This is a genomic window from Alistipes sp. 56_sp_Nov_56_25 (assembly GCF_001915285.1).
In the GTDB taxonomy this organism is placed as follows: domain Bacteria; phylum Bacteroidota; class Bacteroidia; order Bacteroidales; family Rikenellaceae; genus Alistipes; species Alistipes shahii.
The window spans coordinates 81,700-104,679 of the sequence record NZ_MNQF01000002.1; the positions used below are offsets into that span (position 1 = coordinate 81,700).

A 22,980-nucleotide genomic window follows, 5' to 3' on the forward strand; every position below is an offset into this window, starting at 1 on the left:
ATGACTATCAATACACTGTACGAACTGGTCCGCAACAGCGTGGAGAAGTTCGCGTCGAAGGTCGCTTTCTCGATGTACGAGGGCGATGACGTGACTTATGCCGAGGTGGGCCGTCGTATCGCCAGGGTGCAGGAAATCCTCACCGGAGCGGGGCTTCGCGCCGGGGACAAGGTGGCTCTCCTGAGCAGCAACATGCCCAACTGGGGCATCAGCTATTTCGCCGTCACGTCGGCGGGCATGGTGGCCGTGCCGATCCTGCCCGACTTCTCGGGCGAGGAGCTGGACATGATCATCGAGCATTCGGAGGCCAAGGCCCTGCTCGTGTCGGACAAACTTTTCACCAAGCTCTCGAAGCAGACCATCGAGCGGCTCAACGTGGCGGTCCGCACCAAGAACCTCGGCGTCATCTCGCAGCGCGTCCGCGGGGAAGGCTCGACGGGCGTTCCCCGGCCCGACGACCTGGCCGTGATCATCTACACGTCGGGAACCACTTCGAAGCCCAAGGGCGTGATGCTGACCCATGCGGCGCTCTGCGCGCAGGTCGACATCTCCGCCTCGATCTTCCCGGTCGACGGCGGCGACACGTTCCTTTCGGTGCTGCCCCTCTCGCACACCTACGAGTGCTCCATCGGCATGATCTATCCCTTCTCGATGGGCGCGCGGGTGGTCTACCTCGACCGTCCGCCCACGGCCTCGGCGCTGATGCCCGCCCTGCGGGCGATCCGCCCGACGGTCATGCTGATCGTGCCGCTGATCATCGAGAAAATCTACCGCCACCAGGTGCTCGCCAAGTTCAATTCCAACTCCTTCTGGCGCACGCTCTACCGCATCGGCTTCATGCGCCGCTACCTCCACCGCGTCGCGGGCGGGAAACTGATGAAACTCTTCGGCGGCCGTCTGCGCTTCCTGGGAATCGGGGGTGCGAAACTCGACGGCGGGGCCGAGAAATTCCTGCTCGAAGCCCGCGTCCCCTATGCCATCGGCTACGGGCTGACCGAGACCGCACCGCTGCTGGCCGGCGCGGCCCCTTCGATGGTGCGGCTGGGATCGACCGGTCCCCAGGCCCCGGGCGTCGAACTGCGGCTGGAGAACGTCAACCCCGAGACCCGTCAGGGCGAGATCGTGGCCCGCACGCCGAGCGCGATGGTGGGCTATTTCAAGAATCCCGAGGCTACGAAGGAGGCTTTCACGGTCGACGGATGGTTCCGCACGGGCGACCTCGGGGAGCTGGACAAGGACGGCTGGCTCTACATCAAGGGCCGTCTGAAGAACATGATCGTGGGTCCCGGCGGCGAGAACATCTATCCCGAGGACATCGAGACGGTGCTCAACTCGCACGTCTGCATCGCCGATTCGATCGTCACGGAGCAGGAGGGCCGCCTGATCGCCCTGGTGCACTTCAACCGCGAGGAGATCGAGTCGATGATCGACGACTGGCGCGAGGAGTGGGAGAGCAAGAAGGAGGCCTGGGAGGCCAAGACCGAACAGCTGAAGAAGGAGATCATGGATTTCGTCAACGCCAAGGTCAACCGTTTTTCGCGGATCTCGGAGGTCGTCGAGGAGAAGGAGGATTTCATCAAGACCCCCACGCACAAGATCAAGCGTTTCCTTTACAACAAGAACAAGAACGGCCAGACTCCGGACCAGCCTGCCGCCGGAAAATAAACAAAGCCCCCGCTCCGAGGCGGGGGCTTTTTCTTAATCCGGAGCAGCCGGAGCGTTTCCGCGGGGCGGTCGGCTTTCGGCGAGGGACCGGGGCGCTTTCGAGGAGCCGCCTCACTTGAGGTAGATGCCGTGGGCGGCGCACTCGGCGATCATCCGCTCGGGCCAGATGCTGACCTGGACTTCGCCGATATGGGCGCAGCGCAGGTAGAACATGCAGAGGCGCGACTGGCCGATGCCGCCGCCGATCGAGAGCGGCAGCCGTCCTTCGAGCAGCAGGCGGTGGAACTCCATTTCGCGCCGCTCGGGACATCCGCAGATCGCAAGCTGGCGTTCGAGGGCCTCGGCGTCGACGCGGATGCCCATGCTCGAAAGTTCGAAGGCGCTCTCCAGCACCGGGTTCCACACGATGATGTCGCCGTTGAGCCCTTTGTAACCGCCTTCGGTCGGGGTGCTCCAGTCGTCGTAGTCCGGGGCGCGTCCGTCGTGCCGCTGCCCGTCGGAAAGTTCGCCGCCGATGCCGATGAGGAACAGCGCGCCGTATTTGCGGGCCGCCGCCTGCTCGCGCTCCTTGGGCGTCAGCGCGGGGAACTCCTGCAACAACTCCTCGGCCTGCAGGAACGTGATTCGCTCGGGCAGTATGGGCGTGATGTGCGGATAGAGTTCGTAAACCTCCTCCTCGACGGCTTTCATCGCCTCGTAGATCGTTTCGACGGTCGCTTTCAGGAAGTTCAGGTTGCGCTCTTCGGGGCGCATCGTGCGTTCCCAGTCCCACTGGTCGACGTAGAGCGAGTGGATGTTGTCCAGCTCCTCGTCGGCGCGGATGGCGTTCATGTCGGTGTACAGCCCGTATCCCGGGGCGATCTTGTAGGTCCCCAGTTTCATGCGTTTCCATTTGGCCAGCGAGTGCACCACCTCGGCCCGGCGGTCGCCCAGATCGCGGATCGGGAACGACACGGCGCGCTCCACGCCGTTCAGGTCGTCGTTGATGCCCGTGCCCGAAAGGACGAACAACGGCGCCGTGACGCGGCGTAGGCGCAGGCGGCGGGCCAGCATGTCGGGAAAAATCTCCTTGAGATAGGTGATGGCCTGCTCCATCGTTTCGGGAGCGAGCTTGGCCGTATAGTCTTCCGGAATGAAAAGCGGCATAAGTTCAGGGTTTGGATTCGTGAAAAACGGTTTATTTTGCAAATATAGTGAAAGGTGAGGGCAATTGGGAGTGTTCAGGCTCAAAAAATGTCGGTTTTAACCGCGGAACCGGATTTTGGCCTGCCCGAAATCCGTTCCGGGTGGGCGGCCGCATAAAAATAACGCACGTAACAGAAGCGTTACGTGCGTTATTTCATTTCCGGTTCCGGTTATTTCGCGGCGGGCAGCAGCGCCGAGTCGGGCTGCTGGCGTTTGTCGCCCACGTCGATCAGGTTCTCCTCGGAGACCCCCAGCGAACGGTAGTAGTCGTTCAGTTCGGCCACCACCTCCTTGCGGTCGGCGTAGCTGGCCAGGTAGTAGATGTCGCCCAGCTGGTCGAGCTTCTCGTCGATAAGGCCCGAGACCATGTCGCCCTGCGCCCCTTCGAAACGGAGGTAGTGCTCGATGTATTCGATCAGCGTCTGGGCATACTCCCTCAAGAGGGCGTCGCCCTTCGCGGCGGCTTCCTTGTCGCCCATGGCCGAAGCGGCGTAATAGGCCTCCAGGAAGGGGTAGGTGTTGGTGTCGGTGAAGCGCACCTGCGAGGTCGGCATCCGCTCCAGCCCCAGGTCGAGCAGCTCGACGGCCTCTGCGACGCGGTTCTGCCGCAGCAGCTCCTTGGCCACGCGGGCGAAGGCGTCGCGGGCGTGCGAAGCCGAAAGGTTGTACTGGATGAAGTAGTCGGCGTAGACCCGCGGGTCTTCGAGGTTGCCGTAGCGGAACGTGTCGCGCAGCAGCGGCGCGGCGTAGTCGGCGTCGATGCGTCCGATCTCGTAGGGGTTCTGCGTCGGGGTGAGGATCGGCACCAGGCGGTAGGCGTAGCCGTCGAACTGGAGGTAGTCCATCAGCCCGAAGTCCTGGAGAATGTAGACCTGCGTCATGTAGATCGGGCGTTTCCAGTCGAAGTTGGCCAGCATGTCGAGGATCATCAGCTGGTTCTTGTCCAGCGAATTCTTCTTGATGTTGATGAACACCGTGTCGACCATCTTGTCGCGGTCCTTTTCGGCCACGATGCCCGACGCCAGGGCGTTCTCCTTGTTCACCGGCAGGGCGATGCGCTTGGCGGGGATGTAGTCGGCCAGCGTGCCGTCGGCGAGTTTGACCTTGCTGCGGGGGTCGTCGCTGCGCACGAAGTCGATCACCTCCTTGATCTCCACCGGGCGGTCGATGCTGTTGGTGACGTAGATCATGTCGTTGTTGAAGGTGTACTTGTGCTTGGGCAGCGAGAAGGGGACGCCGGGGGCGTCGTTGGCCTTGGTCTTCATCTCGTCGATGTACCACTCGCCGCCGAGGTAGGAGGTGTTCATAATCCGCACGTCGGGGCGCACGCCGTAGACCTCCTGATTGTTCCACAGCGGGAAGGTGTCGTTGTCGCCGTAGTTGAGGATGATCGAGTTGGGGAGCGTCGACTGGAGGTAGTTCCAGCCGATGTCGCGGGCCATCGTGCGGTGCGAACGGTCGTGGTCGTCCCAGTTCTGGGCCGCGAGGATGGCCGGGACGCTCATTGCGACGACCGTTGCCGCGGCTGCCGTCGCCACGTTGTCGCGCTTCGAGAGCCGGGCGATCAGGTCGCGCAGGGCCAGCACGCCGAATCCGATCCAGATCGAGAATGCGTAGAACGATCCCGCATAGACGTAGTCGCGTTCGCGCGGCTCGCCGGGCGAGGTGTTGAAGTAGAAGACCAGCGCGATGCCCATCATCACGAACAGCCACAGCACGATCGAGAAGTTGCGCTGGTCGCGGTTCAACTGGTAGACGAGTCCGATGAGTCCCAGCAGGAAGGGGAGGAAATAATAGGTGTTCCGGCCCTTGTTTTCGGCGATTTCGCGCGGCAGGTTGTCCTGCGGGCCGACGTATTTCTCGTCGATCCAGCGGATGCCCGAGAGCCAGTTGCCGTCGGTGATCGTCGTGCGCGAAGGCTGTATGTCGCTCTGGCGTCCCACGAAGTTCCACATGAAATAGCGCCAGTACATGTACGAAAGCTGGTAGTTGAAGAAGAAATGGACGTTTTCCCAGAACGTCGGTTCGGTGACCGTGCGGGTTTCGCCGTAGGAGTCGGTGTAGGCCCGTTTGCGTCCGAAGTCGAGCGTCTCGCCGCGCATGGGACGCCCCTGTGCGTCGCGCAGGACCTCGCCCTTGTCGTCGCGCAGCGTCTCGGTCTTGGTGCGGTAGGCGGCCCACTCCTTGTAGGCCTTTTCACCCTTCGAGTAGTTCCACATGCGGGGGAAGAGCTGCATGAACTCCGGAGCGTGGGTGTAGCCCGTGAGCACCGTGGCGGTCTTGTACTTGCCGTCCTCGTCCAGATACCACACCTTCTTCTCCTTCACGCCCTCGGGGGGAGCCGAATACTGCGCGCCGTACAGCAGCGGGCGGTCGCCGTACTGGTCGCGGTTCAGGAGCGACAGCAGGGCGTGGGGGTTGTTGGGGTTGTTGGAGTTCATCGGCGGGTTCGCCGCGGCGCGGATGGTCACCGAGGCGTAGGAAGAGTAGCCGACGAGAATCATCGTCGTCGAGAGCAGGATGATGTTGAGCAGCACGCGGCCCCGTTTGTGGGCGGCCCATGCGGCCCATCCCAGGCCGATGATCAGCGCCAGCGCGAAGAGCGTGATGCCCGAGTTGACCGGCAGGCCGAACGTGTTGACGAACAGCGTGTCGATCTGCGCCCCGATCCAGACGGTGTAGGGGATGATGATGTTGTTGACGAAGACGATCATCGCCCCGGACACGAGCGTCGAGAGGGCGATGCCTCGCCAGGTTACCGTGGCGGTCTTGCGGAAGTAGTAGATGAAGACCAGCGCGGGGATGCAGAGCAGGTTGAGGATGTGCACGCCGATCGAGAGGCCCATCAGGTAGGCGATCAGCACGATCCAGCGCGAGGAGTGGGGTTCGTCGGCCTGCTCCTCCCATTTGAGCATCAGCCACACGACCAGCGCCGTGAACATCGACGAGAGCGCGTAGACCTCGCCCTCGACGGCCGAGAACCAGAACGTGTCGGTGAAGGTGTAGGCCAGGGCCCCGACGGCTCCGGCGCCCAGGACGGCCCATGTGTTGGCGGCGGTGAGCTGCGCGCCGTCGCGCGTCACCAGACGCCGTGCCAGGTGGGTGATGGTCCAGAACAGGAACAGGATGCAGAAGGCGCTGGCCAGCGAGTTCATGGCGTTGACGGCGATGCCCACGTAGTCGGGGTTTCCGAAGGCGAAGAGCGTGGCCAGGCGCGCCAGCATCATGAACAGCGGTGCTCCGGGCGGGTGTCCCACTTCGAGTTTGTAGGACGTCGCGATGAACTCCGAGCAGTCCCAGAGGCTTGAGACGGGTTCCATCGTCATCAGATAGACCATCGCCGCGACGGCGAATACGGCCCAGCCCGTGATGTTGTTCCAGCGTTTGTAAAAGTGCATATCCGAGAAAACTTTTTTCGTAACTACTTATCGTGCAAAAGTAATGATTTAACGCGTTTTTTCCAACCTTATTACGCGAAATGCGTTTACAGCCACCTTTTCCACCATTTTTTCTGCGGGGCCTCGGCCGTTGCCGCCGGCGCGGCGATGGCGGCGGCAGCCGCTGCGGACCCGGCGGCGTTCCCCGACCCTCTGCGTTTGCGGCGGCGGGACGGCTTTGCCGAAGGGGCCGGAGCCGGGTTGGGGGCGTTTTTCGGCGCTGCGGTGGCGGCGGATTTGTTCCCGGCGGCTTTCGCGGCGTTGCCGGAGCCTTGCTTCGGGGCTTGCCCGCGCGTCGCGTCGGCGGGGCGGGAGGCGGTTTTTCCGGCCGGCTCGATGGGCGTTCCCGGTGCGGGACGCGTGCCCCGTCTGCGACGCGGGCGCGACGGGCGGGAAGTCGCCCCGGCCTCGGGCTGCGCCGGATTTTGCGCAGACTGCGGCGTCTTCGCGGCATTGCGGGCGGCCTTCTGCTCCGTGTTGCGGGCCGGCCGCTGCGCAGGCTGCTGTCCGGCGTCCGCATCCCGGGCGGGACGCTGTGCGGATTTGGCTCCGGCGTTCCGGGCCGGTTTCGGCTCCTGGGTGCGGGCGGGACGCTGTGCGGCCTTCTGCGCGGGTTTCCGCGCCGGGGCGGCCTTGCGCAGGGCATATTCCGGAACCGGTCCCTCGGTGGGGATCGTAAGTCCGGTGAGTTTCTGGATGTCGCAGAGATACTCGAACTCGTCCTCCGAGCAGAACGACCACGCCGCGCCCTCGTGTCCCGCGCGGCCCGTGCGGCCGATGCGGTGGACGTAGGTTTCGGCCACCTCCGGCAGTTCGTAGTTGATCACCAGCGGCAGCTGGTCGATGTCGATGCCGCGGGCGGCGATGTCGGTGGCGATCATCACCCGGCACTCGCCCGACTTGAAATCGTTCATGGCCTTCACGCGGGCGTTCTGCGACTTGTTGCCGTGGATGGCGCACGACCGGATGCCGGCCCGGTTCAGGATTTTGGCCAGCTTGTCGGCGCCGTGCTTCGTGCGCGAGAATACGAGCACCTGCTGGGCGTCGGATGCCGAGAGCAGGTCGATCAGCAGCTGGCTTTTTTCGGCTTTTTCGGCGAAATGGACCGTCTGCGCGATGGTCTCGACCACCGACGCCGGGGGCGTGACGGTGACCAGCACCGGGTTGCGGAGGATTTTCGCGGCCAGCGCGGCGATCGACTCGGGCATCGTGGCCGAGAAGAAGAGCGTCTGACGCCGTTCGGGAAGCAGCGGCAGGATGCGGCGGATGTCGTGGATGAAGCCCATGTCCAACATGCGGTCGGCCTCGTCGAGCACGAAGAAACGGATCGTGTCGAGCGTCACGTAACCCTGCCCGATCAGGTCGAGCAGGCGGCCCGGGGTGGCCACCAGCAGGTCCACGCCCTTCTGGAGCGCGTCGACCTGCGGACGCTGGTTGACGCCGCCGAAGATCACGCAGTGGCGGATGGGGGTGTAGCGGGCGTAGTCGCGGCAGCACTCGTCGATCTGGATGGCCAGTTCGCGCGTCGGGGTGAGCACCAGGGCGCGGATCGGGCGGCGTCCCTTGGGGGCCGGTTCGGCGGCTAAAAGTTGGAGCATCGGCAGCGTGAAAGCTGCGGTTTTGCCCGTTCCGGTCTGGGCGCAGCCCTGGAGGTCGCGGCCTTCGAGTACGGGAGGAATGGCTTGTTGCTGAATGGGGGTGGGATCTGTGTACCCCTTTTCTCCGATGGCGCGCAACAGCGGCTCGGAGAGTCGTAAGTCTTGAAATTTCATAATAATCGGCGTAAAGGTACGATTTATTTTTCGGTTTCCGTGTAAAAATTCGTACCTTTACCCGTTCAAAACGTTAATTTGCGATTATGGATTCCAAACTCGTACTTTACAATACGCTCACCCGCCGCAAGGAGGTCTTCGAGCCGCTCGTTCCGGGCCGCGTGGGCATGTATGTCTGCGGTCCCACGGTCTACGGCGATCCGCATCTGGGCCACGCCCGGCCCGCCGTGACGTTCGACCTGCTGTTCCGTTACCTCAAGGCTTCGGGCTACAAGGTGCGCTACGTGCGCAACATCACCGACGTGGGCCATCTGGAGCACGACGCCGACGAGGGCGAGGACAAGATTGCCAAGAAGGCCCGGCTCGAACAGCTGGAGCCGATGGAGGTGGCGCACTACTACACGGAGCGTTACCACCGGGCGATGGACGCGCTCAACGTCGAGACCCCCTCGATCGAACCCTATGCCTCGGGACACATCATCGAGCAGATCGAGTTCGTGAAGAGGATTCTGGCCGACGGCTATGCCTACGAGGCGAACGGGTCGGTCTACTTCGACGTGGAGAAGTACAACGCCAAATACAACTACGGCAGGCTGTCGGGGCGCAACCTCGACGACATCGTCGCCAACACGCGCGAGCTGGACGGGCAGTCGGACAAACGCCACTCCTACGACTTCGCGCTGTGGAAGAAGGCGTCGCCCGAGCATATCATGCGGTGGCCGTCGCCCTGGGGCGACGGTTTCCCGGGCTGGCACATGGAGTGCTCGGCGATGTCCACGCGCTACCTCGGGGAGCGTTTCGACATCCACGGCGGCGGCATGGACCTGATGTTCCCGCACCACGAGTGCGAGATCGCGCAGTCGACCGCCGCGCTGGGCCACGATTCGGCCCGCTACTGGCTGCACAACAACATGATGACGGTCAACGGGCAGAAGATGGGCAAGTCGCTGGGCAACTTCATCACGCTGGAGGAGTTCTTCACCGGGTCGCACCCGAAGCTTTCGCAGGCCTATTCGCCTATGACGATCCGTTTCTTCGTGCTCCAGGCCCACTACCGCTCGACGCTCGATTTCTCGAACGAGGCCCTGCAAGCCGCCGAGAAGGGGCTGGACCGCCTGATGAAGGGCATCGAGACGCTCGGGAAGATCAAACCCGCGGAGGTCTCGACGGTCGATCCCGCCGAGCTGGAGACGCGCTGCGCCGAGGCGATGGACGACGACCTGAACTCGCCGATGGTCATTTCGGCGCTGTTCGACTGGGTGCGTACGATCAACCAGCTGGCCGACGGCTCGCAGACGATCACGGCCGCCGACCTCGCGGCGCTGACGGCTACCGTGCGTCGCTACGCTTTCGACATCCTGGGCCTGCGCGACGAGAAGGCCGCCGGGACGGCTTCGGGGCGCGACTACGTGACGCCGCTGGTCGAGATGCTTTTGGACGAACGCCTGAAAGCCCGCGCGGCGAAGGACTGGGCCGCCTCGGACCGCATCCGCGACGGACTCACGGCCGCCGGCATCCGCGTCAAGGACCGCAAGGACGGCACGGACTGGGAACTGGAATAAAACGCCTGCTGGTATGGGGAATCCGGACAAGATCGTAGCCGTCGGACTGGGCGAGGTGCTTTACGACCACGATGTCGTGACGGACGAATATACCTTCGGCGGCGCGCCGGCCAATTTCGCCGATCATTTCCTCAAGTGCTCCCGGCTGATTTCCGGCCCGGATGCGGCGGAGGTGCATGTGGTCAGCGCGGTCGGGGACGATGAGCGCGGCCGCGCGGTGTCGGCCGAACTGGAGGCCCGCGGGCTTTGCGACGGGCTTTGCCGCGTCGGGGAGCTGCCTACCGGCGTCGTCGACAAACGCCGGGATGCCGCCGGGGTCAACGCCTACGAGATTCTGCCCGGCGCATGGGATGCAATGACGTGGTCGGATGCGCTGGCCCGGCTGGCCGCCCGGACCGATGTGGTCTGCTTCGGTTCGCTGGCGCAGCGCAGCGCGGCGTCGCACGCTACCGTCGTCCGGTTTCTCGACGGGGTGATTCGCCGGGAGCGGCCGACGCTGCGCGTGTTCGACGTCAACCTGCGGCAGGATTTCTTCTCGCGGGAGGTGCTGGAGGAGTCGATGGCTCGCTGCAATATTTTGAAGATCAGCGACGAGGAGGCTCCGCGCGTGGCCGGATGCCTGACCGGATGTCCCGCCGCCGATCCGGGCGGGCTGTGCCGGGAGTTGCTCGACCGCCGGGAGAACCTCGAAATGGTCATCCTCACCGAGGGCGCCGAGGGCAGCCGCGTGTTCACCCGGAACCGGATTTCGGCCTATGTGATTCCCCGCGGGGAACGTGTCCGCCCTGTCGACACGGTCGGTGCGGGCGATTCGTTCACGGCAGCGTTTTGCGCGATGCTGGCCGCCGGGTACGACATCTGGCCGGCCCAGGCGTTCGCGTCGAAGGTCGCGGCTTTCGTCTGTTCGTGCGCGGGCGCCACGCCGGAGTACCCGGCCGCGGCGAAAACGGAATTTTCAGGGAATTTGTAACGTTTTATCTGATAAGGACAGAGACATGGAGACATACCGGTACAATACCTTGCGGTTTTTCAGGGTGCAGTTCGGCCTGCCCGCCCGGATGCCTTTGGAGTGGTGCGTCGTACGGGAGACCTCGCGTGCGGGCAGCGAATTGCGGCTCGGCGTCGCGCTGAAAGGAACGGGGCTGTACATCGACGTGGCGATGCGGCGGTTCTTCTCGCAGGTCGACATTCCGCTCATCGAGCGCCGCTGCTACCCGGCCGAGCGGATCAGCCGGGGGGATGACTACGAATACCGGAGCGCCGAAGGGTGGAGCTTCACTTGCCCCAAGCATTACATTTGCGATATTTATTACCCCGCGCGATTCAGCCGCGAACTGCTGGCGCATAGCGTGCTGTGAGGCAGCCCCGGGCGTGCGCGTCGTACGTGCGGGCCGGTAATGGAATTTTTAAGGAAATATAACTTATGACGGAGATAAAATCGGCGGCTTTGGAGCTCGGAACCGAGCGAATCCGGAAGCTGCTCGTACAATATGCCGTGCCGGCGATCATCGCCATGACGGCCTCGTCGCTCTACAACATGGTCGACAGCATTTTCATCGGCCACGGGGTCGGGCCGCTGGCCATCTCGGGCCTTGCGCTGACCTTCCCGCTGATGAACCTCGCCGCGGCGTTCGGTTCGCTGGTGGGCGTGGGCGCCGCGACGCTGATTTCGATGCGCCTGGGCCAGCGCGACTACGAAACGGCCCAGCGGGTGCTGGGCAATGTGCTGGTGCTCAATCTGATCATCGGCATAGCGTTCGGCCTCGTGGCGCTTCTGTTCCTCGATCCGATCCTCTATTTCTTCGGGGCCAGCGAGGCCACGATCGGCTATGCCCGCGAATACATGACCGTCATTCTGCTGGGCAACGTGGTCACGCACATGTATCTGGGTCTGAACTCCGTGCTGCGCGCCTCGGGGCATCCCCGCAAGTCGATGTACGCCACGATCAACACCGTGGTCATCAATACGATCCTCGACCCGCTGTTCATTTTCGGTTTCGGCTGGGGCATCCGCGGAGCGGCTATCGCCACGGTGCTGGCGCAGGTCATCTCGCTCGTGTGGCAGCTGCGCATCCTTTCGAACAAACAGGAGCTTCTCCACTTCCGCCGCGGCATCTACCGCCTGCGGAAGAAGATCGTGCGCGACATGCTGGCCATCGGCATGTCGCCCTTCCTGATGAACCTCGCGGCGTGCTTCATCGTCATCCTCATCAACAAGGGGCTGAAGGAGTACGGCGGCGACCTGATGATCGGCGCCTACGGCATCGTCAACCGCCTGGCGTTCTTCTTCGTGATGATCGTGCTGGGCGTCAACCAGGGCATGCAGCCCATTGCGGGTTACAACTTCGGCGCGAAGCAGTACGACCGCGTGATGCGCGTGCTGAAGCTGACGATGATCGGCGCGACGTGCGTCACCACCGCGGGATTCCTCCTCGGCGAGTTCATGCCGCGCCTGGCCGTGGGAATGTTCACCTCCGACGAGGAGCTGATCCGCCTGGCGGTCGAAGGCATGCGCATCGTCTTCTTCTGCTTCCCGATCATCGGTTTCCAGATGGTGGCCACCAACTTCTTTATGAGCATCGGCATGGCCGGCAAGGCGATCTTCCTGTCGCTGTCGCGCCAGCTGCTGTTTCTGATGCCCGGACTGATCTTCCTGCCGCACATTTTCGACGTCTGCACCGAGTGGAACGGCAGCTGGGGCGTGTGGTGCTCGATGCCGCTGTCGGACTTCCTGGCTTCGCTGGTGGCTTTCTTCATGCTGACTTACCAACTGCGGAAATTCCGGGCCATCGGTGCGGAAAACGCCGCCAAAGAGGGATAGGACTATGGAACAATTCGTCATCAACATCGGCCGCCAGCTGGGCAGCGGCGGCAGGACCGTCGGGGAGATCATCGCCCGCAGGCTGGGCGTGAAGCTCTACGACAAGGAGTTGATCAACCTGGCGGCGCGCGAGAGCGGCATCTGCCCCGAGTTTTTCGAGAAGGCCGACGAGAAGGAGTCGCGCGGCGTGATTTCGACCGTGGTCGGCTACCTGCGGGCGCCGTTCGTGGGCGACGACGGGGGCGTGACGAACGTGCTGTCGAACGACGCGCTGTTCAAGATTCAGAGCGACGTGATCCGCGCCGTCGCGGCGCGTGAATCGGCGGTTTTTGTGGGCCGCTGTGCCGATTACATCCTGCGCGAGAATCCGCGCTGCGTCAATGTCTTCCTCACGGCCGACGATGCCGACCGCATCGGCCGCATCCGCCGCCGGCAGGGATGCACCGCGGAGGAGGCCCGCGCGATGATGGAGCGCGTCGACGCCCGGCGCGCCTCGTATTACAACTATTACAGCTCGCGGACGTGGGGCGAGGCGGCGACCTACCACCTCTGCGTCAGCACCTCGCCGCTGGGCGACGAGGGCACGGCGGATTTCATCCTGGAGTTCGCCGCACGGAAACTGAACATGAAATTTTGAGCATATTATGGTACTTGCGGAACAGATCAAGGAGATCGAACAGCGCCGGGAAGCGCTGGAACGCTGTTTGGACATCGACCAGAAGCGCATCGACCTGCGCAACGAAGAGGAGAAAACCCAGGAGCCGAACTTCTGGGACAACCCCGACAAGGCGCGCGAGCAGCTGCGCAAGGTGGCGGGGATCAAGGCATGGGTCGAGGATTACGACGCCATTCGCAAGGATGCCGAGGACCTTCAGCTGATGCCCGACTTCGTGAAGGAGGGCGTGGTCAGCGAGGAGGAGATGGACGCCCACTACGCCGCGACGCTCGAAAAGATCGAAAAACTCGAAATGCGCAACATGCTGCGCCGCGACGAGGACAAACTCGGGGCCATTCTCGACATCAACGCCGGGGCGGGCGGCACGGAGGCGCTCGACTGGGCGTCGATGCTCATGCGCATGTATACCCGCTGGGGCGAGGCCCACGGCTATAAGGTCAAGGTGCTGGACTTCCAGGCCGGCGACGAAGTCGGGGTGAAATCCTGCACGCTGGAGTTCGAGGGGGAATACGCCTACGGCTACCTCAAGAGCGAGAACGGCGTGCACCGCATGGTGCGCCTGTCGCCGTTCAACGCCAACAACAAGCGTCAGACTACGTTTGCTTCGGTGTTCGTATCGCCGGCCGTCGACGACACGATCGAGATCACGGTCAATGCCGCCGACATCGAGTGGGACACGTTCCGTTCGTCGGGCGCCGGAGGGCAGAACGTCAACAAGGTGGAGACGGCCGTGCGCCTGCGCTACCACGCGAAGGACCCCGACACGGGCGAGGCGATCGAGTACCTGATCGAGAACATGGAGACGCGCTCGCAGCTGATGAACCGCGAGAACGCCATGCGCATCCTCCGCTCGAAACTCTACCAGCGCGAGCTGGACAAGCGTATGGCGACGCAGCAGGCGCTGGAGGCTTCGAAGAAGAAGATCGAGTGGGGTTCGCAGATCCGCTCGTACGTCTTCGACGACCGCCGCGTGAAGGATCACCGCACGGGCGTGCAGACTTCGGCCGTGGAGTCGGTGATGGACGGCGACCTGGACGCCTTCATCAAGGCCTATCTGATGGAATACGGCGCGCAGGCGTAGGGATTATTCCTCCCAATGATAAAGTCCGCCCACTTCTTTCCAGTCCGAATGCGTCTTATGTAGAAGGACGCCGCTGCCGTTGTACTCTTCCACTACCTCGGCAACGGCCTTGTCGAGTGATTTGTTCAGGACGATGTATCCGATTGCGGGGATTCCGAGATGCCATCCTTCCCAATGCCCGTTGATGACGTACCAGTAGTTTTGCAGGAAACGCATCCGCTTCCGGCCCGATTCTGCGGATGTCCGCTCTTCGTCGGGCCAGTATCCGTTTTTCTCCAGAAACAGTTCGAGAGCATCCTTGTATTCATCGGTGAGATAGAGCTGTTTTAACCCCGCTTGCCGGATTTGCGGTCGGAAATCGTCCAAAACCCTGTAATAGGCTCCCGCTTTGCGGAGAAGGTAAAATCCGTCGGTCGGAAATGTGGGAGGAGGGGAGCTTTCGTAATAATAATCGAACATGCCGTCCTCTGCGATACAGAACGTCAATTGCGATTGGATAACGACGTAGCGGTAGGCCGAATCGCTCCGGAAACCCCTCGGGCGAAGCGTCGGGTCGGGATTGAAGAGGGTGGTAAAGAGATTGTAAACGTTACGCAGCGTGTCGTTCTGGTTGCCCGGAGCCGATGCGTTGGACGTATATTTCCGATGCCATGTCTCCAGAAACTTCTCCATCCCCGGTCCCGATTTGCAGGAATAGATTGAGTCGAGTTCCTGGGCTAACTCTTTTGCCCGGGATGGAGCGTAGCGAAAATCCGGATTGTCCGCCTCCGAGGGCAGCGCATCTTTCGTTGCCCAAAGGAAATAGCCTCCGATGAAACAGACAACCAGAAAAGACAGGGCCGGGAAAAGGTTCAGCTCGGAGCGATCCGTTTTACGAAGGTTCATGGCAGAGGCGCTTTTCCGCAAAGATAGCATTTTTCGGTGCAAAATATTATCTTTGCTCTATGAAGCGATCTGTTTTTATCCTTGTATTCACCATTTTTGCAGCCTTCGCCGCTCCGGCGCAGGTGAACGTCGGCATGACCGACACGGCGTCCTATTACCCGCTGCTGCGGGGACGGCGCGTGGCCGTGCTGGCCAACCAGACCTCCGTGGCGGAGCTGCCCGGCGCGCCGGGAGCCGATGCCTCCGGGCGGGTGCATCTGGTCGACCTGCTCCACGGTGAAGGGTTTGCCGTCGCGGCGATCTTCTCGCCCGAGCACGGATTCCGCGGCACGGCCGATGCTGGGGAGCAGGTCGCAAGTTCGGTCGACGCCCGGACGGGCATTCCCATCCGCTCGCTCTACGACGGCAACGCGAAACAGCCTTCGGACGAGGCGATGCGCTCGTTCGACGTGCTGGTCGTCGACATGCAGGACGTGGGTCTGCGCTTCTATACCTATTATATCTCGATGCTGCGGATGATGGACGCCTGCGCCGATTTCGGCCGCCGGGTCGTGGTGCTCGACCGCCCCAATCCCAACGGGCATCTTGTCGACGGTCCCGTTCTCGACATGAAGTACAAATCGGGCGTCGGGGCGATTCCGGTCCCCGTGCTCCACGGACTGACGATGGGCGAAATCGCCCGCATGGCCGTCGGCGAAGGGTGGGCGAAGCCGTGCGACCTGACGGTCGTGAAGTGCCGCAACTACACCCATGCCACCGAATACCTCTTGCCCGTCGCTCCGTCGCCCAACCTTCCGACTGCGCGCGCCGTCTATCTCTATGCCGCGCTGTGCCCCTTCGAGGGCACGGTCGTGAGCCTCGGACGCGGAACGGACTGCCCGTTCGAAATCTACGGACATCCCGATATGACCGGACGCGCCTTTTCCTTTACGCCGCGCCCCACGGCCGGGGCCAAACATCCGCCGCTCGAAGGCCGGCTGTGCCACGGCGTCGACCTGCGCGGCATGCCGCTCTCCGAGGCCCGCGAAGTGGGATTCTCGCTGCGCTACGTGATCGACGCCTACCGCGATCTGGGGCTGGGGGACAGGTTCTTCACCCCGATGTTCGAAAAGCTGGTCGGTGCGGGATGGGTGCGCGGGATGATCGTGGCCGGGGCTTCGGAGGAGGTGATCCGCGCCCGCTGGGTTCCCGATGTGGAACGCTACCGCGAAAAGCGGGTGCAGTACTTGCTTTACGAATAGAATGATGGGGTTTTACGTCATTGCGAGGAGCCGCAGGCGACGTGGCAATCCGAAAAAAACGCAGAGTCGGCCATGGAGAGCAGCTATGTATATATATTGACCAATAAACTGCATACGGTGCTGTATGTCGGCGTTACGACCTCGTTATCCCGGCGTATGAAAGAACATGCCGCCGGTCAGTCTGCATTTACGCGCCGCTATAACGTCCATAAGTTGATTTACGCCGAGGAGTATCGGGACGTTCGGGATGCAATCGCCCGGGAGAAACAAATCAAGAGTTGGAGCCGGAAACGGAAAATCGGGTTAATAGACTCTCAAAATTCATTGTGGAAGGACTTATCGGACGGGTTCGTCTGATTCTTGATCTGGGCCGTAATGCCACAGCGCAGCAATCGGATTGCCGCGTCGCCTGCGGCTCCTCGCAATGACGTAAAAGCGCTCCGATCCGGGGCGCTTTTTCTTTTTCATACGGGCGTTACCCGATCCGCCTCGGTGATCTTCCGCAGGACGCGGCAGGGCGAGCCGACGGCCACGACTCCCGCCGGGATGTCGTGCGTGACGACGCTCCCGGCCCCGATCACCGTGTTGTCGCCGATCGTCACGCCCTGCATCACGACCGTGTGGCCTCCGATCCAGACGTTGTTGCCGATGGCAATGGGCAGCGAACGCATGATGCCCGCGTTGCGCTGGTCGGGCAGCAGGGCGTGGTTGACGGTGTAGATGCCGACGTTCGGCCCGATGAAGACGTGGTCACCGATGGTGACGGGCGCTTCGTCGAGGATCGTCAGGTTGAAATTGCCGACGAAATGGTCGCCGACCGAAATCTGCGCTCCGAAATCGCAGTGGAACGGGCTGTGGATGCAGACCGACTTGCCGACGTGTCCGAACAGCTGCCGGATGATCGCCTCCCGCTCCTCCCGGCGGCTCGGGGGCAGCTGGTTGAGCCGGAACACCAGCTCCTCGGTCCGCAGCAGCGCGCCGCCGATTTCAGGACAGATGGCGTGGAGCCAAAGCCCGGCTTTCATTTTTTCGAGATCGCCCATGATTCGTTGGTTGTTGGGTGGGGGAAGCGGCTTTTCAAACCGCAAAAAGCACACCCCGTTGCCGAGGTGTGCTTCTCTTTCGGATATTCCGTGTTACTCCGAAACGATCGCCTCGCTCGGGCATACGCCTGCGCAGGTGCCGCAGTCGATACATTTGTCGGCGTCGATCACATAGATGTCGCCGGCCGAAATAGCCTCTACGGGGCACTCGCCGATGCAACTGCCGCATGCAACGCACGAGTCGGTAATTTTGTAAGCCATTGTGTTGAGTGTTTATTGTTAAATGTGTGTGTGCAAATATAAAAACTTATTTGATAATATCAAAACCCGTGTAGGGAATCAGCGCCTCGGGGATGCGGATGCCTTCGGGGGTCTGATAGTTCTCCAGCAGCGCGGCCACGATGCGCGGCAGGGCCAGCGACGAGCCGTTGAGGGTGTGCGCCAGCTGGATTTTCTTCTCCTCGTCGCGGTAGCGGAGTTTGAGGCGGTTGGCCTGGAACGACTCGAAATTCGATACCGACGACACTTCGAGCCAGCGTTTCTGGGCCTCGGAGTAGACTTCGAAATCGTAGGTCAGCGCCGAGGTGAACGACATGTCGCCGCCGCACAGGCGCAGGATGCGGTAGGGCAGGCCCAGGGCCTTGACGATGCTCTCCACGTGGGCCACCATGCCGTCCAATGCTTCGTAGCTCTTTTCGGGCAGCGAGAGCTGCACGATCTCCACCTTGTCGAACTGGTGCAGGCGGTTGAGTCCGCGCACGTCCTTGCCGTACGACCCGGCCTCGCGGCGGAAGCACGGGGTGTAGGCGGTCATCTTCACCGGAAAATCCTCCTTTTCGAGGATCACGTCGCGGTAGATGTTCGTCACGGGAACCTCGGCCGTGGGAACGAGGTAGAAGTTGTCTACCGTGGCGTGGTACATCTGCCCCTCCTTGTCGGGGAGCTGTCCCGTGCCGAAGCCCGAAGCCTCGTTGACCATCACGGGCGGCTCCACTTCGAGGTAGCCGGCCGCCGTGTTGCAGTCGAGGAAATAGTTGATCAGCGCGCGCTGCAACCGTGCGCCCTTGCCCTTGTAGACGGGGAATCCCGCGCCGGTGAGCTTCACGCCCAGGTCGAAGTCGATGATGTCGTACTTGCGGGCCAGCTCCCAGTGGGGCAGCGGGTTTTCCGGAAGCGCGGTGTAGCTTTCCACGAGCTTGACGACGAGGTTGTCCTCGGCCGTCTTGCCTTCGGGGACGATCTCGGCGGGGAAGTTCGGCAGCGAGACGATGGCCGACTGCAACTCCTGCCGGGCGTCGGTCAGCTCGGCTTCGAGGCGCGAGGACTTCTCCTTGAGGTCCGCCACGAAGCGTTTGCGCTCCTCGGCCTCCTCGCGGCGGCCCTGGCCCATCAGTGCGCCGATCTCCTTGGCGGCCTTGTTCTGGGCGGCCAGCGTGTTGTCGAGTTCCAGCTGGAGGGCTTTGCGCCGGTCGTCGAAGCTGATGATCTTTTCGATGACAGGCGCGGCGTCCACGCCCTTCTTGGCCAGCTTGCGTGCGGCGGCCTCTTTGTCATCGCGGATTTGCTTTATCGTAAGCATAATATCGTGAGTTTTTTTGTGTTTTCGCCTTACAACCTGCAAAATTAGTAAATTCGCGTCAAACTGTCACGCCGAGACGCCGTTTTTTGCGATTTTATGAAAAAACCGGACTTCCGCCCAAAGCGGAAATCCGGTTTTCGGTTGTGCGGGCTGCGGATCAGCGGGTGTGGAGCACGAGGTCCGTGCGCAGACGCTTGCCTTCGGCCGGGACTTTCGCTGCCGTGTTTCCGGAGGCTTTCGCCGGAACGGCGACGCGTTCGCCCGTCAGGTAGGTCGTGAAGCGCTGTCCGCCGGTCTCGATGCTTCCGGTCCGCGATTCCGCGGCGCGGGCCGCGGTCTGTGCGGACGCCTGCTGGAGGGGCTTCATCTTGAGGGACGAGTAGGTTTTCGAACCGGCGTACTGGCGCAGGTAGCTCGAACTCGACGCCTGCGGCGTGCTGAAGAGCAGGAACATGTAGCTGTTGACCTCTTCGGGTGAGTAGGGGCTTGAAGCCCAGTAGAGCGTGTCGCCGATGTAGCCGACGGCCATTCCGGCGTCGCCCCAGAAGATCGACAGTCCGTTCGAGAAGCCGAGCGTCGCATAGGCGCCGTTGTACATCCCCGCGTACTGGGGTTCGACGATCAGCATGTGCAGCTCCTTGTCGTAGTAGCCTTTCAGCTGGGGTGCGAAGTCGCGCATGTCGGTCATGCCGCTGATGAGCACGTCGCGGTCGTTGATGCGCGCGATGTCCATGCGGAAGGTCTTTTCGGACGACTGCGAATCGACGTCGACGGTCGCCGTGACGCCGAATGCGCCGATGAAGTCCTCCAGGGTCTTCGTCCGGTCGAAATCCTTGGCGAAGTAACCGAACGTCGACGCGCTCTTCGAAACGAAAGCCGTGTCGCCGAACGAGTTGTACATCAGCAGGGCGAGTGTGTACGTGCTGCCTTCGTCGAGCGGGCTGAACGACGTGCCGCGGCCTTCGGGGGAGTTGAGCTGCGCGATCATCTCCTCGGGAACGTCGTAGCCCCGGGATGCGGTCACCTCCTCCAGTGTCATGCCGAGCGCTTCGCACAGGTAGTCGGCGACGGCGGTTTTGACGCAGAGATATTTCATCGCCGCCACATTCGCGGTCTGCATCTGCCAGATGAGCGTGTTGTAGGGCGAGTAGTTGAGGTTGTTCTCCGGAGCGTAGAACTCGAATTCGAGCGATCGGGGAGCATATTCGTCGTTCGGGTCGTTCGTGAACCGCTGCGTGTAGAGCTTGCAGGGGTTCTCGATCGAGTCGTAGGCCAGCGCCACGGCGGTGTAGTTGCCCGAGGGAACGTTCCAGACCGAGGCGTCGTCCGCGAGGAGCGTCACCACGGGGGTCACGGCCTCCAGTTTGTCGTCGATCAGCTGCCGGCGCACCTCCTGCTGCCGTTCGGCGTCGGCGGTGATGTCTCCGGCGACGACCGCGGCCTTGTAGTACTTCGTGTATTCGTTGGGCGAGAAGTGGAGTTTCGGAGCCTTGAATCCGGTGCTCGTGGTCTCGATGCCCTCGAAAGCGATCTCCACGACGGGCGTGGTGTCGATGTCGGTGTCGAAGATCAGTTTCTCGGTCCCCTGGGCGAAATAGCCCGACGACACGTAGTAGATCAGGTAGAACGAGAAGGTGCTCTCGCCGTCGAACGTGCAGGGATAGCTGGCGTACGCCGAGTCGTTGCCGGTGTAAACGGCCATGTCGGCGACGTAGACGTACTCGTTGTAGTTCGAGTTGTAGTAGCCGATCGACTGCGCCGGCACGGTGCAGGTGTTGTCGTCGTGGAGGACGAACTTGAACGTCACGCCGCTGGCCCAGTCCTTCAGCCGGAAGATATTGGCTCCCACGGCTTTCTCGACCTCCAGGCCCGAATCGCGGCCCGAATAGTACCCGTTGTAGTGGTAGGTTGCCAGCTGGGGGATCTCTTCGCCCTCTCCGGTGGTGCGGTAGAGCGTCTCCCACTCCAGTTCGTAGGTGGCCGAAAGGGTCACCTTGTCGGAGTACTGCGCCACCTGCGCGGCGTTGTCGCCCGGACGCGCCTCCCGGCTGCTGATGTAGAGCGTGGTCTTGTAGTTCGAACCCATGACGAAGTTCGAAAGGTCGACCTCGACGGGAACCGTCACGGAGTGGCTGCCGTCGGGAATGGTCGCCTCGGCCGGAACCGAGAACAGCTCGTAGTCGTCGTCCTTGGTCGCCAGATAGACCTTGTAGGCGCCTTTGTTGCCCGGACGCGCGATTTCGACGTTGATCACGCCCTGCACGGCGTCCTGCGGAAACTCCTTCTGGATGGACGACTGGATGAAGTGGATGGCCTTCGCATCGTCCTTGTTGGGGGTGTATTGGTCGCCCTCCTGCGTCTGGCTGCAGGCCGCGGTGAAGAGCAGCAGTCCCGCACCCAGATATTTCGATATGTTTTTCATAGTGTACTTGATTTTCAACGGTTCAAAGGCTCGTTAGGGATTCTGGTCCTCCTCGTTGATGTTCGGATTGGCATCCAGTTCGGCTTTGGGAATGGTCAGCACCCAGTCGTAAGTGTCGGCTTTGGTGATGTTGACGTTCCGGCGGTTCATCATCGAAATGCACTCCTCGGAGAAGCCGTCGTCGGTCCGGCGGTCGATGCCCTGGCCCAGGCGGCGGACGTCGAACAGCCGGCCGTACTCACCCCACAGTTCGATGCGGCGGTGGGTGAGGATGTTTTCGAGGAACGATCCGGTCCAGGTCGTGGTCGTCGCGCCGAGCAGCGTGCCGCTGCGGTTGTTGGCGCTGTAGCCCGGGTCGCGTTCGGCCATGACGGTGTTCATCAGTTCGCGTGCGCTCTTGAGGTCGTCCAGCCGCAGGGCCGCTTCGGCGGCCGTGAAGTACATCTCCTCGACGCGCATGTAGATGTAGTCGCCCAGGAAGGAGGCCACGTTGGCGAACGAGAATTTTTTGCTGACGTAGGGCGACTCCTTGTCCGAGGGGTCCCACCAGTCGCGGCGGATGTCTGTCGCGCTGATGCGGTTGTAGAGCTGCTTGCTGATCAGCTTCGGCGCCGATTTGGCATAGGCGCCCTCCTTGTTGTCCATGTGGGTGAAGAACCCGGCGTAGCCGCCCGCCTGGTCGGCCACCTGAATGCCTGCGCCCCACATGACGTTCTGCTTGTCGAGCGAGTTCATGCCGCCCGTCAGGTCGCTCTTCGTGCCGACGGCGTAGCCGCCTTCGTCGATCACGCGCTTGGCCGCCTTGAATGCCCCGTCCCAGTCGCCTTCCGCCAGACAGGCGCGCGACTTGATGCCCAGGGCCACGTAGAGGTTGATGTGCGATTTGTTATTCTCGGCCAGCGTGGTTTCCCTGGCCTTTTCGAGCAGTTCGATGGCACGGTCGATGTCCTGGTCGATACGGCCGTAGACCGTGCGCAGCGATTCGCGGGGCTGTCCGCCCGTGTCGATCGACGTGCCGGTGGTGTAAACCGGTACGCAGGGCTCGTTCCAGCGCGAAGCGCCCGTCAGGGAGTTGTAGGGGGCGCGGGAGAACCACGTCGCCAGGTTCAGGTAGCAGAGCGCCCGGATGGCGTAGGCCTGTCCTGCGACGTAGGCCACGTCGGCCTCCGTTCCGGCCATTTCCGGCTCGGCGTCGATGATGTAGTTTACATTGGCGATCCATTTGTAGTTGGCGTACCAGACGTCGTACGACCGGAAGGCCGACGAAGTGTAGTTGCTCTTGACGTTGTAGCAGTGGTCGCCCCAGAACCAGCCGTTGCCCTGCGACTGCATGATCAGGTCGTCGGCCATGCAGTCGAGCGCCAGGTTGTAGGCCGCGATGCCGAAGCACTGGTGGGTGTTTGCGGTCGTGGACCATCCGGCCGTCCACATCGAGCGGTAGACGCCGTTGACCGAAGTGATGGCCGTGGATGCCGATTTGAGCAGTTCCTTGCCCGAACCCGAGTCGGTCGGGGAGAAATCGAGCATCGAGTCGCTGCACGAGGGGGCTGATAAGCCGATCAGTGCGATGATAAGATATATTGCTTTTTTCATAGTTGTTTTCTCCCGTGG

17 protein-coding genes and 1 pseudogene are annotated in these 22,980 nt (G+C 62.3%); 9 read left to right on the plus strand and 9 right to left on the minus strand.

Going from position 1 to position 22,980, the window contains the following annotated elements; genetic code table 11:
- Complete coding sequence (locus BHV64_RS01185) at positions 1–1,665, plus strand: AMP-binding protein (protein WP_288115496.1); 1,665 nt, start codon at positions 1–3, stop codon at positions 1,663–1,665.
- A gap of 111 nt (positions 1,666–1,776) precedes the next feature.
- On the opposite strand, the gene asnA is transcribed toward BHV64_RS01185, so the two are convergent.
- The 3 genes and pseudogenes from asnA to BHV64_RS01200 all read right to left on the minus strand — a co-directional run.
- Positions 1,777–2,811 (minus strand): aspartate--ammonia ligase, encoded by a 1,035-nt coding sequence (asnA, locus tag BHV64_RS01190; protein ID WP_138265247.1) that lies wholly within the window; start codon positions 2,809–2,811, stop codon positions 1,777–1,779.
- A gap of 209 nt (positions 2,812–3,020) precedes the next feature.
- Positions 3,021–6,248 carry a glycosyltransferase family 117 protein gene (locus BHV64_RS01195; protein WP_015547580.1) on the minus strand — a complete coding sequence of 1,076 codons (3,228 nt, stop codon included), beginning with the start codon at positions 6,246–6,248 and terminating at the stop codon, positions 3,021–3,023.
- A gap of 719 nt (positions 6,249–6,967) precedes the next feature.
- Positions 6,968–8,059 (minus strand): annotated as a pseudogene (locus BHV64_RS01200) (DEAD/DEAH box helicase); the annotation flags it as partial.
- Positions 8,060–8,145: 86 nt separating this feature from the next.
- On the opposite strand from BHV64_RS01200, the gene cysS reads away from it, so the two are divergent.
- The 6 genes from cysS (at position 8,146) to prfB (ending at position 14,199) form a co-directional block, all read left to right on the plus strand.
- The gene (cysS, locus tag BHV64_RS01205; protein WP_138265244.1) at positions 8,146–9,621 is read left to right on the plus strand and encodes a cysteine--tRNA ligase; all 1,476 of its coding nucleotides are present in this window, start codon (positions 8,146–8,148) and stop codon (positions 9,619–9,621) included.
- Between the two features lie 13 nt (positions 9,622–9,634).
- Positions 9,635–10,591 (plus strand): carbohydrate kinase family protein, encoded by a 957-nt coding sequence (locus BHV64_RS01210; protein WP_015547582.1) that lies wholly within the window; start codon positions 9,635–9,637, stop codon positions 10,589–10,591.
- 25 nt (positions 10,592–10,616) lie between these two features.
- Positions 10,617–10,979 (plus strand): hypothetical protein, encoded by a 363-nt coding sequence (locus tag BHV64_RS01215; protein WP_149887363.1) that lies wholly within the window; start codon positions 10,617–10,619, stop codon positions 10,977–10,979.
- Positions 10,980–11,044: 65 nt separating this feature from the next.
- A complete protein-coding gene (locus BHV64_RS01220; protein ID WP_147620392.1) occupies positions 11,045–12,442 on the plus strand; it encodes an MATE family efflux transporter in 1,398 nt (465 codons plus the stop codon).
- Positions 12,443–12,446: 4 nt separating this feature from the next.
- Complete coding sequence (locus BHV64_RS01225) at positions 12,447–13,079, plus strand: AAA family ATPase (RefSeq protein ID WP_015547585.1); 633 nt, start codon at positions 12,447–12,449, stop codon at positions 13,077–13,079.
- Positions 13,080–13,086: 7 nt separating this feature from the next.
- Positions 13,087–14,199, plus strand: a complete 1,113-nt coding sequence (gene prfB, locus BHV64_RS01230; protein WP_015547586.1) for a peptide chain release factor 2 — start codon at positions 13,087–13,089, stop codon at positions 14,197–14,199.
- Positions 14,200–14,202: 3 nt separating this feature from the next.
- Here the strand turns inward: prfB and BHV64_RS01235 are convergent, their stop codons facing one another.
- On the minus strand, positions 14,203–14,871 hold the full coding sequence (locus BHV64_RS01235; RefSeq protein ID WP_288115497.1) for a hypothetical protein: 669 nt from the start codon (positions 14,869–14,871) through the stop codon (positions 14,203–14,205).
- A gap of 272 nt (positions 14,872–15,143) precedes the next feature.
- On the opposite strand from BHV64_RS01235, the gene BHV64_RS01240 reads away from it, so the two are divergent.
- Both BHV64_RS01240 and BHV64_RS01245 read left to right on the plus strand, forming a co-directional pair.
- On the plus strand, positions 15,144–16,325 hold the full coding sequence (locus BHV64_RS01240; RefSeq protein WP_288115498.1) for an exo-beta-N-acetylmuramidase NamZ family protein: 1,182 nt from the start codon (positions 15,144–15,146) through the stop codon (positions 16,323–16,325).
- A gap of 72 nt (positions 16,326–16,397) precedes the next feature.
- A complete protein-coding gene (locus BHV64_RS01245; protein WP_015547588.1) occupies positions 16,398–16,682 on the plus strand; it encodes a GIY-YIG nuclease family protein in 285 nt (94 codons plus the stop codon).
- 107 nt (positions 16,683–16,789) lie between these two features.
- Here BHV64_RS01245 and BHV64_RS01250 read toward each other — a convergent pair whose 3' ends face one another.
- From BHV64_RS01250 to BHV64_RS01270, 5 genes are all read right to left on the minus strand, one after another.
- Positions 16,790–17,368 carry a sugar O-acetyltransferase gene (locus BHV64_RS01250; RefSeq protein ID WP_195636356.1) on the minus strand — a complete coding sequence of 193 codons (579 nt, stop codon included), beginning with the start codon at positions 17,366–17,368 and terminating at the stop codon, positions 16,790–16,792.
- A 93-nt stretch (positions 17,369–17,461) separates the two neighbouring features.
- Entirely contained in the window at positions 17,462–17,629 is a 168-nt protein-coding gene (locus tag BHV64_RS01255; protein ID WP_015547590.1) for a DUF362 domain-containing protein, read from the minus strand.
- A gap of 46 nt (positions 17,630–17,675) precedes the next feature.
- A complete protein-coding gene (serS, locus tag BHV64_RS01260; RefSeq protein ID WP_015547591.1) occupies positions 17,676–18,947 on the minus strand; it encodes a serine--tRNA ligase in 1,272 nt (423 codons plus the stop codon).
- Positions 18,948–19,104: 157 nt separating this feature from the next.
- Complete coding sequence (locus BHV64_RS01265) at positions 19,105–21,369, minus strand: hypothetical protein (protein WP_022062105.1); 2,265 nt, start codon at positions 21,367–21,369, stop codon at positions 19,105–19,107.
- Positions 21,370–21,402: 33 nt separating this feature from the next.
- The gene (locus BHV64_RS01270; RefSeq protein ID WP_022062104.1) at positions 21,403–22,962 is read right to left on the minus strand and encodes a RagB/SusD family nutrient uptake outer membrane protein; all 1,560 of its coding nucleotides are present in this window, start codon (positions 22,960–22,962) and stop codon (positions 21,403–21,405) included.
- Between the last annotated feature and the right edge of the window lie 18 nt (positions 22,963–22,980).

What these genes read in the sequence shown, in the direction of transcription:
- BHV64_RS01185 (WP_288115496.1), top strand. Translation starts at nt 1, where the DNA reads ATGACTATCAATACACTGTACGAACTGGTCCGCAACAGCGTGGAGAAG.
- asnA (WP_138265247.1), bottom strand. Translation starts at nt 2,811, where the DNA reads ATGCCGCTTTTCATTCCGGAAGACTATACGGCCAAGCTCGCTCCCGAA.
- BHV64_RS01195 (WP_015547580.1), bottom strand. Translation starts at nt 6,248, where the DNA reads ATGCACTTTTACAAACGCTGGAACAACATCACGGGCTGGGCCGTATTC.
- cysS (WP_138265244.1), top strand. Translation starts at nt 8,146, where the DNA reads ATGGATTCCAAACTCGTACTTTACAATACGCTCACCCGCCGCAAGGAG.
- BHV64_RS01210 (WP_015547582.1), top strand. Translation starts at nt 9,635, where the DNA reads ATGGGGAATCCGGACAAGATCGTAGCCGTCGGACTGGGCGAGGTGCTT.
- BHV64_RS01215 (WP_149887363.1), top strand. Translation starts at nt 10,617, where the DNA reads ATGGAGACATACCGGTACAATACCTTGCGGTTTTTCAGGGTGCAGTTC.
- BHV64_RS01220 (WP_147620392.1), top strand. Translation starts at nt 11,045, where the DNA reads ATGACGGAGATAAAATCGGCGGCTTTGGAGCTCGGAACCGAGCGAATC.
- BHV64_RS01225 (WP_015547585.1), top strand. Translation starts at nt 12,447, where the DNA reads ATGGAACAATTCGTCATCAACATCGGCCGCCAGCTGGGCAGCGGCGGC.
- prfB (WP_015547586.1), top strand. Translation starts at nt 13,087, where the DNA reads ATGGTACTTGCGGAACAGATCAAGGAGATCGAACAGCGCCGGGAAGCG.
- BHV64_RS01235 (WP_288115497.1), bottom strand. Translation starts at nt 14,871, where the DNA reads ATGGAGAAGTTTCTGGAGACATGGCATCGGAAATATACGTCCAACGCA.
- BHV64_RS01240 (WP_288115498.1), top strand. Translation starts at nt 15,144, where the DNA reads ATGAAGCGATCTGTTTTTATCCTTGTATTCACCATTTTTGCAGCCTTC.
- BHV64_RS01245 (WP_015547588.1), top strand. Translation starts at nt 16,398, where the DNA reads ATGGAGAGCAGCTATGTATATATATTGACCAATAAACTGCATACGGTG.
- BHV64_RS01250 (WP_195636356.1), bottom strand. Translation starts at nt 17,368, where the DNA reads ATGGGCGATCTCGAAAAAATGAAAGCCGGGCTTTGGCTCCACGCCATC.
- BHV64_RS01255 (WP_015547590.1), bottom strand. Translation starts at nt 17,629, where the DNA reads ATGGCTTACAAAATTACCGACTCGTGCGTTGCATGCGGCAGTTGCATC.
- serS (WP_015547591.1), bottom strand. Translation starts at nt 18,947, where the DNA reads ATGCTTACGATAAAGCAAATCCGCGATGACAAAGAGGCCGCCGCACGC.
- BHV64_RS01265 (WP_022062105.1), bottom strand. Translation starts at nt 21,369, where the DNA reads ATGAAAAACATATCGAAATATCTGGGTGCGGGACTGCTGCTCTTCACC.
- BHV64_RS01270 (WP_022062104.1), bottom strand. Translation starts at nt 22,962, where the DNA reads ATGAAAAAAGCAATATATCTTATCATCGCACTGATCGGCTTATCAGCC.